The following is an 11054-nucleotide window of genomic DNA, read 5'->3' as shown; positions in this document are numbered from 1 at the left end:
CTCGTCATCGTGCCGCGTCGCCGCGCCCGGTGCGCCCACCCGCGCACCGGGCGCGGTGCCGACCCGCAAGGAGAGTCCCGCCGATGGCCCCTCGCGTCCCCGACCCCGCGGAGCTCGCCCGCGGGGTCCTGGCCGGCGACCGCACCCTGCTCGCCCGGGCGATCACCCTGGTCGAGTCCAGCAGGCCCGACCACCAGCGGGCCGCCCAGGAGCTGCTCCTGGAGCTGACCCCGAAGGCCGGGCACGCGGTGCGGGTCGGTATCTCCGGGGTACCCGGGGTCGGGAAGTCGACCTTCATCGAGGCGATGGGCTCCACACTCACCGCCCGGGGGCACCGGGTGGCGGTCCTCGCCGTCGACCCGTCGTCTACCCGTACCCGCGGGTCCATCCTGGGTGACAAGACCCGGATGCCGCGCCTGGCCGTCGACCCGCACGCGTTCGTGCGGCCGTCGCCGTCGGCGGGCACGCTCGGCGGGGTCGCCCGCCGCACCCGGGAGACGATGGTCGTCATGGAGGCCGCCGGGTTCGACGTCGTCCTCGTCGAGACCGTCGGGGTCGGCCAGTCCGAGACCGCCGTCGCCGGGATGGTCGACACCTTCCTGTTCCTCACCATCGCCCGCACCGGCGACGCGCTGCAGGGGATCAAGAAGGGCATCCTGGAGCTCGCCGACGTCGTCGCCGTGAACAAGGCCGACGGCCCGCACGAGCGCGACGCCCGCGCCGCGGCCCGCGAGCTCGCCGGCGCGCTGCACATGATGACCCCCACCTCGGCGCACTGGCGCACCCCGGTGCTGTCCTGCTCCGCGCAGACCGGGAAGGGCCTGGACACCGTGTGGGAGAAGGTCACCGCCCACCGCGAGGCCCTCGACAAGGGCGGTGAGCTCGCGACCCGGCGCGCCGACCAGCAGGTCGAGTGGATGTGGCAGATGGTGCGCGACCGGCTCATGGACCGGGTGCTGCACGACCCGGCGACGGCCGAGCGGCTCCCGAAGCTCACCGCCGAGGTCCGCGACGGCGGGCTCACCCCCACCCTCGCCGCCCAGCAGATCCTCGACGTCCTGGGCTGAACCACCCGTTTCGGTCCCTGGGCGCACCCCGGACGATCGCTAACGTCGGCGACCGTGAACGACCGGATCATCCCCGGGGTGCTCGCGATCGGGCTCGGGTCGGCGCTGGTGCTCGCCGTACTCGTCCCGGCCGTCGCGCTGACCTACCGCCGCCGCGGTCGCTTCGGGCCCGGCGAGCTGGCCGTACTCGTCGCCGTCCCGGTGTACGGGCTGGCGGTCCTCGGCTACACCCTGCTCCCGCTGCCCCAGGTCGACGCGGCGTTCTGCGCCGGGCGCACCGCGGCGGACTCGCTGCAGACCCGGCCGTTCGCCTTCGTCGGCGACGTCACCCGGATCGCCGCCCGCCAGGACTCGACCGGGGTGCGGGCCTGGCTCGCGAACGCCGCGGTGCAGCAGGTGGTGCTCAACGTGGCGCTGTTCGCGCCGCTGGGCTGGTTCCTGCGCGGGGTGTTCCGTCGCTCGCTGCCGGTCACCGTGGCCGCCGGGCTCGCGGTGTCCCTGCTCGTCGAGGCCACCCAGTACACCGGCAACTGGTTCCTGTTCCCGTGCGCCTACCGGCTCGCCGACGTCGACGACCTGATCGCCAACACCGCGGGCGCGTTGCTCGGCGGTCTCGCCGCCGCCCTGGTGCGGCCCCGCTCGTGGGACGCCGGCGCCGACCCCGACCGGCCGGCCCCGGTGACGGCCGGGCGCCGGCTGCTCGGAGCCCTCTGCGACCTGGCGGCGGTCTGGGTGACCGGGTCCCTGCTCGGCTCGCTGCTGCTCGCCGGGACCGCGCTGACCGGGTACACCGGCGGGCCGCTGCCCGACTGGTTCGACACCGCGAACACCGTCCTCGGGTTCTGGCTGCCGCTGCTGGTGTTCCTGGTGGTGCCGCTGGTGGGGCGCGGCGGCACCGTCGGCCAGCGGGCGGTGCGGCTGCGGCCTGCGCTGCCCGGCGGCGGCGTCCCCGGCCGCGGGCGCCGCGTCGCCCGGGTACTGCTCGGCACCGGAGGGTTCCTGCTGCTCTCCGGGCCGTCCGGCGCGCTCGGCGTGCTCGGGTTGCTGTGGGGGATCGCGGGCCTGGTCGGGCTCCGGCGCAGCACCGGCCACCGCGGGGTGGCCGGCCGGCTCACCGGGCTCACGATGGTCGACGCCCGGGAGCCCGCCCGCACCGCCCCGGCCGACCGGCCCGCTGTGCCCGACCGCCCCGCTGTGCCCGACCGCCCCGCAGCGCCCGACCGCTCCGCGGGCTGACGGCTCAGGGCCGGGCGTCGGCCAGCTTCTCCGCCAGCGCCGACCGCAGGATCGCCTGCTCGGCGGCGAGCATCGTGAAGGTGCACCCCAGCGCCCGGAAGCGGCGGACGTGCGCGGGGGACTCGCAGTAGATCCCCACCGGTACCCCGGCCTCCGCGCACACCGCGGTGATCCCGGAGACCAGCTCGGCGTGCCGGTCGGACTCCGGGCCGCCGTCGCCCTGGGCGGCGAGCGGGAGCCCGTGCGCCAGCGCCAGGTCCGACGGCCCGACGAACACCGCCGCGACCCCGTCGACGGCCACGATGTCGGGCAGGTTCGCCACGGCCGCGACCGTTTCCACCATCACCACCGTGCGCGGGGGTGCGAACACGTCGCGGTCCTGCCACGAGGGGCGGACCGGCCCGAAGCTGCGGACCCCGTCCGGCGGGTAGCGGCACGCCGCGACCGCCGCAGCGGCCTGCTCGGCGGTGTCGACCAGCGGGACGATCACGCCGTCGGCGCCCCGGTCCAGGGCCCGCCCGATGCCCTCGGCGCCGTGGCCGGGGACCCGCACCAGCGACGGCGTGCCCGTCGCGGACAGGGCCTGCAGCATGCCCAGGACGGTGTCGTCGCCGATCAGGCCGTGCTGGGTGTCGACGCAGACCAGGTCGAACCCGACGGAGCCGGCGATCTCGGCGACGGCGGGGGAGGGCAGCTGCAGCCAGCCACCGACCGCGTCGCCGGTGAACAGGGGATCAGGGGTCATCCGACGACCGTGCCGCCCCGCCCGCCCGCCACGCCAGTCGAGACCGTCGTCCCGTGGTGTGCCGGGCGCCTGTCCGGCACACCACCGCCGTCGACGACGACACCTGGTTCCTCAACGCGCCCGCAGGCCACGCGCGTGGTGCTCGACGACCTGGCCGCCGCACTCGGGACGGGGTGAGCCCGCCGCGACGGGTGGGGCGGGGTGCCATCATCACCCCATGTCGTCGCCGTCCGCGCAGCCGGTGTCCCTGCCCGCCCGGCCGGTGGTCGGGGTCCTGCACCCCGGCGCGATGGGCGCCGCGCTCGGATCGGCGCTCAAGGCCCGCGCGGGCGCGGTGATCTGGGCCGACGCCGGGCGCTCGCACGCCACCGCCAAGCGCGCCGAGCTGGCCGACCTGCAGGCGGTGCCGACCGTCGCCGACCTCGCCGCCCGGGCCGACGTGATCGTGTCGATCTGCCCGCCGCACGCCGCGCGCGAGGTCGCCGGCCTGGCGGGCGCCGGGTTGGCCGGGCGCACCGACCGCCCGCTCTACGTCGAGGCCAACGCGGTGTCCCCGGACACCGTCCGCGGTATCGCGACACTGCTCGGCGACCGCGCGACCGTCTGCGACGGCGCCGTCATCGGCCCGCCCGCCTGGACGGCGGGCACCACGACGCTGTGGCTGTCCGGGCCGGGGGCGGACACCGCCGCCACCCTGTTCGAGCCGGGCCCGTTCGACGCCAGGGTGCTCGGTACCGCCGGGACCGACCTGGGCGCCGCGAGCGGGCTGAAGGCCTGCTTCGCGCTGCAGAGCAAGGCGGCACCCATGCTGTGGCTGGCGCTCGAGGAGGCCGCCGCGGCGTTCGGCGTCACCGGGGCCCTGCACGCCGAGCTGGACCGGGCCGGGGTCGACCACGCCGCCGCGCTGGCCCGCGCCCGCGAGCGGATGGCGGGAAAGGCGTGGCGCTGGGCGGGGGAGATGGACGAGGCGGCCGACGCGTTCGCCGCCGCCGGGGTGCCCGACGGCTTCTCCCGCGCCGCCGCCGAGCTCTACCGGCGCGCGGCCGGGGCTGGCGGGTGAGCCGGGCCCGGCACCGCGACGGCGGCACCGGACCCGGCCGGTCTCACGCCGCGACGCTGCCGTGCGGGTCGATCACGAACTTGCGGGCCACGCCGCCGTCGAACTCCTGGTAGCCGCGCGGGGCGTCGTCCAGCGAGATCGTGGTCGCGTTGACCGCCTTCGCGATCTGCGCCCGGTCGGACAGGATCGCCTGCATCAGCTGCCGGTTGTACTTCTTCACCGGGCACTGACCGGTGGTGAAGCTGTGCGACTTCGCCCAGCCCAGCCCGATCCGCACGCCGAGGGTGCCCTCCTTGGCCTTGTCGTCGGCGGCACCCGGGTCGCCGGTGACGTAGAGCCCCGGGATGCCGAGCGCGCCGCCGACCCGGGTCACCTCCATGACCGAGTTGAGCACGGTCGCGGGCGCCTCCCCGGCGTCGCGGCCGTGCCCGCGGGCCTCGAACCCGACGGCGTCGACGGCGGCGTCGACCTCGGGCTCGCCGAGCAGCTGCTCCAGCTGCTCGGCCAGGGTGCCGTCGCCGGACAGGTCGACGGTCTCGCAGCCGAAGCTGCGCGCCTGCGCGAGCCGCTCGGGGATCATGTCCCCGACGACGACCGCCGCCGCCCCCAGCAGCTGCGCGGCGTGCGCCGCGGCCAGCCCGACCGGCCCGGCGCCGGCCACGTACACCGTCGACCCGGTGGTGACCCCGGCGGTCACCGCGCCGTGGTAGCCGGTCGGGAAGATGTCCGACAGCATCGTGAGGTCGAGGATCTTCTCCAACGCCTGGTCGCGGTCGGGGAAGCGCAGCAGGTTGAAGTCGGCGAAGGGCACCATCACGTACTCGGCCTGGCCGCCGATCCAGCCGCCCATGTCGACGTAGCCGTAGGCGGCGCCGGGACGGGCCGGGTTGACGTTGAGGCAGACGCCGGTCTTGCCCTCGTTGCACATCCGGCAGCGCCCGCAGGCGATGTTGAACGGCACCGAGCAGATGTCGCCGACCTTCGCGAACAGCACGTCGTCGCCGATCTCGACGATCTCGCCGGTGATCTCGTGGCCGAGCGACTGCCCGACCGGTGCGGTGGTGCGGCCGCGGACCATGTGCTGGTCGGATCCGCAGATGTTGGTGGTGACGATCTTCAGGATCGCCGCGTGCGGAGCCTTGCGCTGGATGCCGAGGCCGTCGACGACGTCGGTGGGCAGCTCCAGCTTCGGGTAGTCGATCGACTCGACGGCGACCTCGCCGGGTCCCTTGTACACGACGACGCGGTTGTCGGGCATGGTGCGCTCCCCTCCTGCGTGGGCGCGCGGACCGCGGTCGCGGCCGCGCGGCGGCGACCCGGCCACACCGATCCCGCGCCCCCACGGGTCGGGCCGCGCCGCCCGCTGCCGACCCTCCCACCCCGTACGGACATGCGCACGCGGCGATGCGTGCCGCAGCGGTCCTGTGCCGATGGTCGGGGCCGGACCGGTCGGGTCCGGGCGGGGGCGGCCGGGACGGGTGATACTGCGCCCATGGCCAGTGACGATCTTCTCGAGCCGCCTGTCCCGGTACTGACCGCGCCGTACCACACCCCCGAGCGCGAGGCGTTGCAGAAGCAGGCCCGCGAGTTCGCCGCGACCCGGGTGCTGCCCGTCGCCGACGAGCTGGATCCGCGCAAGGGCGAGATCCCGCGCGACCTGCTCGACGAGATGGGCGAGCTGGGCTACTTCGGCATCACCGTCGACCGTGAGCACGGCGGGCTGGGTCTCGGGGCGTTCGAGTACTGCATGGTCGCCGAGGAGCTGGCCCGGGCGTGGATGAGCGTCGGGTCGATCATCGCCCGTGCGCAGGGCGCCGGGACCGCCGTCACCGACCCGGAGCGCCGTGCGGAGCTGCTGCGCCGGTCGGCCCGCGGGCAGTGGATCGGCGCGATCGCGCTGTCCGAGCCCGACGCCGGGTCCGACCTGGCCGGGGTGGAGACCCGCGCGGTCCGCGACGGCGACGAGTTCGTGATCACCGGGCACAAGCGCTGGACCGGCAACGCCAAGGCCGCCGACTTCATCCAGGTGCTGGTGCGCACCGACGACCCTGCGCCGGGGGAGAAGCGCTCCGCGGGCCTGGCGACGGTCGTCGTGGAGAAGGAGCGCGACACCTTCCCCGCCGGGATCACCGGCCGCCCGATCGACAAGATCGGCTACCACGGCTTCGTCACCTGGGACCTGGAGTTCGACGGCGTGCGGGTGCCGGTCGGCAACCAGCTCGGCGCCGGCGGCGAGGGATTCGCCGACGCCCAGTCGTGGCTGAACATCGCCCGGGTGCACACCGCCGCGCGGGCGGTCGGGCTCGCCAGGGCCGCCGTCGAGGACTGCGTGCGCTACCTGCAGCGACGCCACCAGTTCGAGCACCCGATCGGCGACTTCCAGGCCGTCCGGTTCACCCTCGCGACGATGGCCGCCCGGGTCGAGCAGGCCCGCGCCTTCTACCAGAACGTGGCGCACCGGCTCGACCTCGGCGAGCCCTGCGAGCGGGAGGCGGCGATGGTCAAGCTGCTGGCCACCGAGATGGCCGCCGAGGTCACCGCGGACGGCATCCAGCTGCACGGCGGCAACGGCTACACCACCGAGCACCAGGTGGAACGGCACTGGCGCGACGCCCGGCTGACCACGATCTTCGAGGGGACCAGCGAGATCCAGCGCAAGATCATCTCCGACCGGCTGCTGCCGCGCAGCCCGCTCGGCTGACGGCGGCGCCGCGGCGTCAGCGGAAGGCGGCCCGCACCGCGCCGAGGGCGTCGGACTCGTCGAGCCCGAGCCGCCGGGCGAGTTCGGCCAGCTCACCGGCCTTGCGCTCCAGCTCGGCGCGTCCACCGGTGGCCCGCTCGGTGAGCACGGCCCCGCGGCCGCGCCGCAGGTCGACCAGGCCCTCGTCGCGCAGCTGCTGGTAGCCGCGCAGCACGGTGTGCAGATTGATCCCCAGTGCGCCCGCGACCTCGCGGGCCGGGGGCAGCCGGTCCCCGGCGGCGGCCCGGCCGTCGGCGACCGCCCGGCGGACCGAGGCCGCGACCTGGTCCCCGAGCGGCACCGGCGACGACGGGTCGACCCGGATCAGCACGACGGTGCGGCGCCGGCCGCGCCGTGCCCGGCGCGACGGTCGAGTTCGGCGTTGACCAGCCCGGCCGCGGTGGCGGCGTCGGGCACCGTGACCACGAACCGGCGGTCGTCGGTGAGGTCGAGCACCAGCGCCTCCCCGGCCCGCCGGGCGCGGTAGCCGAGCACGGACGGCGACCGGCGCAGGACGCCGTACTCGTTCCATCCGAAGCGCTCCGGGTCGAGCTGCTCCGACCGCGCGCCGCGGACCTCGGTGAGCGGTGCCTCGGCCAGCGGCCGTCCGAGCAGCGCCTGCCGGACGTGTACCCCGTCGCCGTCGACACGGACCCGGGCGACGGCGGTCAGTGCGGTCGAGACGACGGCGGCGGCGACGAGCACGACGACCAGCACCGCGCTGCCGCCGGCCGCCAGCTGGGCGACGGCGGCCAGGAGCAGCACCGCCGCGACGACCAGGGTGGGGCGGGACAGCACGGTGCGGGCCCACAGGTACCGCTCACCGGGCGCGAGCGGGGTGCGCACCGCGCCGGCCGGGGCGCTGCCGGTCGCCGACGGCCGCGGGGCGTCCGGCCCGGCCAGCAGGTGTCCGATGCCGTAGGCGGCGGCGACCGCCGCCAGCACGCCGGCGGTCCAGGCCCAGCCCGGGACCTGCGGAGCCAGCCGGGTGCCGGGCACCCACCACACGATGACGGCGAAGGCCCAGGCGGTGCCGACGGCGCGGCGCTCCACGTCGGGCCGCCCGGAGCGCAGCCGCAGCAGCGGCAGCCCGATCGCGAGCAGGCCCACGACGACCACCGCGAGGGTGGTCTGGAGCGTCCGGCCGGGCGGCTGGGTGGCCACCAGGGCGGCCAGGCCCGCGACGGTCAGTGCGGTGGCCGGTGCGGTGGCGAGGAGCCGGCGACGGCTCGTGCGCACGACGGGTGTGGTCATGGCGTCCCTCTCGTCGAGTGATCCGAACTTGTTCGTAATGTACTAGAACAATGCTGTCTGCACATCCCCCGGGGACCGGCTAGCGTCACGACCATGGCGCTCGACCCCGCGTTCCGGACCGTGCTCGACACCCTCGCCGGGGCGGGGGCCCTGCCGCTGGTCCGCGACGGCGACCCGGTCGCCACCCGGGCCCACTACCGGTCGCTCGCCCTGGCCCGTCGCGGACCGGGGTTCGTCCCCGAGCAGGTCGGCCGGGTCGACGACGACACCGTCCCCGGCCCGGCGGGCCCGGTGCCGCTGCGCACCTACGTCCCCGAGGGCGACGACGGCGCGGCCGTCGTGCTCTACCTGCACGGCGGTGGGTGGGTCGTCGGGGACCTGGAGACCCACGACCCGGTGTGCCGGCGGGTGGCGAATGCGACCGGCGCGGTCGTCGTCGCGGTGGACTACCGGCTCGCGCCCGAGCACCCGCACCCCGCGCCGCTCGACGACGCCTGGGCCGCGCTGCTCGCCGTCGCAGGCCGGTTCCCGGGCCGGCGGCTCGGGCTGGCGGGCGACAGCGCCGGGGCGAGCATGGTCGCCGGGCTGGCGCTGCGCTGTCGCGACCGCGGCGGCCCGCGCCCGGCCGCCCAGCTGTTGTTCTACCCGGCCCTCGCGCCGGAGGGGGCGACGCCGTCGCACCGGGAGAACGGCGAGGGCTACTTCCTCACCGCGGCGGACATGCGGTGGTTCTGGGACAGCCTGCTGTCCGGCCCCGCCCCGGCCGACCCCGAGGTCGCGCCGCTGGGGGCCGCCGCGCCCGCCGACCCGTCCGGGCTGGCGCCCGCGGTGGTCGCCACCGCCGAGTTCGACCCGCTGCGCGACGAGGGCCGCGACTGGGCCGCGGCGCTGCGCGCGGGCGGGGTGGAGGTCACCGAGGTCGACGGACCCGGTCTCATCCACGGCTACGTCGCGTTCCTCGGCGTCGTGCCCGCGGCCGAGCGGATCGCCGGGCAGGCGCTGGCCACGTTCACCACGCTGCTGCGTCGCTAGCCGGATCGGGTGAACCGCTGTGCTCGTGACCTGCACCGACGAGGTCGCGTCACACGGATGTGACACGGGCGACACGGTGCGGTAGTCGTCCCGCGCCACCCTGTGGCTCCCCGGTCGCGCATCGTGACGACGACCGCACCGCGGGACGGAACGGACGACAGCGGCGCCCGTGGGTCGCCGCGGCCGCGAGGCGCGGAGGGTGGATGGCACGGTCGGAGATCGGACGCACCGGGGCCCGGTTCGGGGCGCCCCCGTCCCGGCACGCCCCCGACCCGGAGTACCCGCACGGCAGGCCGCCGGAGCCGGACCCGGAGCCCACCGTCGTGGCGGAGGAGCCGGAGTCCGGGCCGGAGAACCTGGTCGGAGTGACCGGGGCGCGGTTCGGCGGGCACTCCGCGAAGCGCACCCGGCTGAGCCGCCGCGAGCGGGCGGCGCGCCGTGCGGCGGCCCGCGTGGAGTCGGCCGGGCACCCGGCGGGCGACACCACGGCGGGCGACACCACGGCGGGCGGCACCGCGACCGGTGACCCCGCGGCGGCGGGCACCGGTCGCGGCCCGGACGGCGACGCCGGCACCCCCGGGCCCGCCGACACCGCGCCGCTGCCCGTGGTCGCCGGCCGCACCGCGCCGGGACCGGGTCGTCCGGCCGCGGCGGCGGGCCCCGCGTCCTCCCCGCCCGCGCTCCGGCACCCGGCGCCCCAGCTCATCGCGCCGCCGGACGCCGCGCCGCTCGAGGTCCCGGCGTTCGCCCCGGTCCGGCCCTACGTCATGACCGGCGGCCGTACCCGGGTCCGCGCCGAGCTGCGGCTGGAGACGCTGGTCTCGGTGCGGCCCGCCCCCGGCCCCGTCCCGCGCGCCGACTCGGTCGAGCGCGCCGCGGTGCTGCGGCTGTGCACCCGGCCCCGGTCGGTGTCGGAGGTCGCGGCGCTCGCCGCGGTGCCGCTGGGCGTCGCCCGGGTGCTCATCGACGACCTCGCCTCCGAGGGGCGCCTGGTGGTGCACGGTGTGTCCTCGGCGGAGGACGGGCCGAGCGTCGCGCTGATGGACCGGGTGCTGGCCGGGCTGCGCCGGCTCTGACCCGCCGGGCCCGCGGGTGTCCTGCGGGGCCCGCCCGCCGGGGCCAGGATGGGGACATGACCGATCCCCGTCCCGTCCGCATCGGACTGCAGCTGCAGCCCCAGCACGCCGACTACGCCGACATCCGCCGCACCGTGGCCGCCGCCGAGGAGGCCGGCGTCGACGTCGTCTTCAACTGGGACCACTTCTTCCCGCTCTACGGCGAGCCCGACGGCAAGCACTTCGAGTGCTGGACCATGCTCGGCGCCTGGGCCGAGGCGACCTCCCGGGTGGAGATCGGCGCCCTGGTGACCTGCAACAGCTACCGCAACCCCGAGCTGCTCGCCGACATGGCCCGCACCGTCGACCACATCTCCGACGGCCGGCTGATCCTGGGCATCGGCTCCGGCTGGTTCCAGCGCGACTACGACGAGTACGGCTACGAGTTCGGCACCGCGGGCGGCCGGCTGAACGACCTGGCCGCGGCCCTGCCCCGCATCCGGAGCCGCTGGTCGGCGCTCAACCCGGCGCCGACCCGCGACATCCCGATCCTCATCGGCGGCGGGGGCGAGAAGAAGACCCTGCGCTACACCGCCGAGCACGCCGGCATCTGGCACGGCTTCGGCGACGTCGACACCGTCACCCGCAAGAGCGGCATCCTCGACGGGCACTGCCGCGACATCGGCCGCGACCCGGCCGAGATCGAACGCTCGGTCGCCGTCGAGGGCGCCCCGGAGGACGACGGCGCCGCCCTGTACGACGCCGGGGTGCGCCTGTTCACCGTCGGCCAGGACGGCCAGGGCGGCTACGACCTGTCCCGGCTGAAGGACTGGATCGCCTGGCGCGACGAGCGCAACGGCTGAGC

11 protein-coding genes are annotated in these 11054 nt (G+C 76.3%); 7 read left to right on the top strand and 4 right to left on the bottom strand.

Annotation, left to right across the window (positions count from 1 at the left end; genetic code table 11):
* The first annotated feature begins 83 nt into the window (after positions 1–83).
* Complete coding sequence (gene meaB / locus ATL51_RS04850) at positions 84–1067, top strand: methylmalonyl Co-A mutase-associated GTPase MeaB (protein WP_073574919.1); 984 nt, start codon at positions 84–86, stop codon at positions 1065–1067.
* Positions 1068–1121: 54 nt separating this feature from the next.
* A complete protein-coding gene (locus ATL51_RS04845; protein ID WP_100877791.1) occupies positions 1122–2303 on the top strand; it encodes a VanZ family protein in 1182 nt (393 codons plus the stop codon).
* A gap of 4 nt (positions 2304–2307) precedes the next feature.
* On the opposite strand, the gene ATL51_RS04840 is transcribed toward ATL51_RS04845, so the two are convergent.
* Positions 2308–3048: an HpcH/HpaI aldolase family protein gene (locus ATL51_RS04840; protein WP_100877790.1), complete on the bottom strand. Its 741-nt coding sequence runs from the start codon at positions 3046–3048 to the stop codon at positions 2308–2310.
* 217 nt (positions 3049–3265) lie between these two features.
* Here ATL51_RS04840 and ATL51_RS04835 point away from each other — a divergent pair, with 217 nt between their 5' ends.
* Positions 3266–4108, top strand: coding sequence for a DUF1932 domain-containing protein (locus ATL51_RS04835; RefSeq protein ID WP_100877789.1), 843 nt, complete (start codon positions 3266–3268; stop codon positions 4106–4108).
* A 43-nt stretch (positions 4109–4151) separates the two neighbouring features.
* Here ATL51_RS04835 and fdhA read toward each other — a convergent pair whose 3' ends face one another.
* Positions 4152–5366, bottom strand: coding sequence for a formaldehyde dehydrogenase, glutathione-independent (gene fdhA, locus ATL51_RS04830; RefSeq protein WP_100880485.1), 1215 nt, complete (start codon positions 5364–5366; stop codon positions 4152–4154).
* 234 nt (positions 5367–5600) lie between these two features.
* On the opposite strand from fdhA, the gene ATL51_RS04825 reads away from it, so the two are divergent.
* On the top strand, positions 5601–6809 hold the full coding sequence (locus tag ATL51_RS04825; RefSeq protein WP_073574915.1) for an acyl-CoA dehydrogenase family protein: 1209 nt from the start codon (positions 5601–5603) through the stop codon (positions 6807–6809).
* Between the two features lie 16 nt (positions 6810–6825).
* Here the strand turns inward: ATL51_RS04825 and ATL51_RS04820 are convergent, their stop codons facing one another.
* Entirely contained in the window at positions 6826–7179 is a 354-nt protein-coding gene (locus ATL51_RS04820) for a GntR family transcriptional regulator (RefSeq protein ID WP_062394920.1), read from the bottom strand.
* Positions 7173–8102 (bottom strand): hypothetical protein, encoded by a 930-nt coding sequence (locus tag ATL51_RS04815; protein WP_100877788.1) that lies wholly within the window; start codon positions 8100–8102, stop codon positions 7173–7175. The genes ATL51_RS04820 and ATL51_RS04815 overlap by 7 nt, the downstream gene beginning before the upstream one ends.
* A gap of 93 nt (positions 8103–8195) precedes the next feature.
* Between ATL51_RS04815 and ATL51_RS04810 the strand changes: the two genes are divergently transcribed.
* The 3 genes from ATL51_RS04810 to ATL51_RS04800 all read left to right on the top strand — a co-directional run bounded on the left by ATL51_RS04810 (position 8196) and on the right by ATL51_RS04800 (position 11052).
* On the top strand, positions 8196–9134 hold the full coding sequence (locus tag ATL51_RS04810; protein ID WP_073574913.1) for an alpha/beta hydrolase: 939 nt from the start codon (positions 8196–8198) through the stop codon (positions 9132–9134).
* A gap of 203 nt (positions 9135–9337) precedes the next feature.
* Positions 9338–10210: a DUF742 domain-containing protein gene (locus ATL51_RS04805; protein ID WP_100877787.1), complete on the top strand. Its 873-nt coding sequence runs from the start codon at positions 9338–9340 to the stop codon at positions 10208–10210.
* A gap of 56 nt (positions 10211–10266) precedes the next feature.
* Positions 10267–11052: an LLM class F420-dependent oxidoreductase gene (locus ATL51_RS04800; RefSeq protein ID WP_100877786.1), complete on the top strand. Its 786-nt coding sequence runs from the start codon at positions 10267–10269 to the stop codon at positions 11050–11052.
* Positions 11053–11054: the final 2 nt, after the last annotated feature.

Source organism: Pseudonocardia alni (assembly GCF_002813375.1).
GTDB lineage: Bacteria > Actinomycetota > Actinomycetes > Mycobacteriales > Pseudonocardiaceae > Pseudonocardia > Pseudonocardia alni.
The sequence above is the reverse complement of the archived record's forward strand: the minus strand, read 5'-3'. Positions and strand labels throughout refer to the sequence as shown.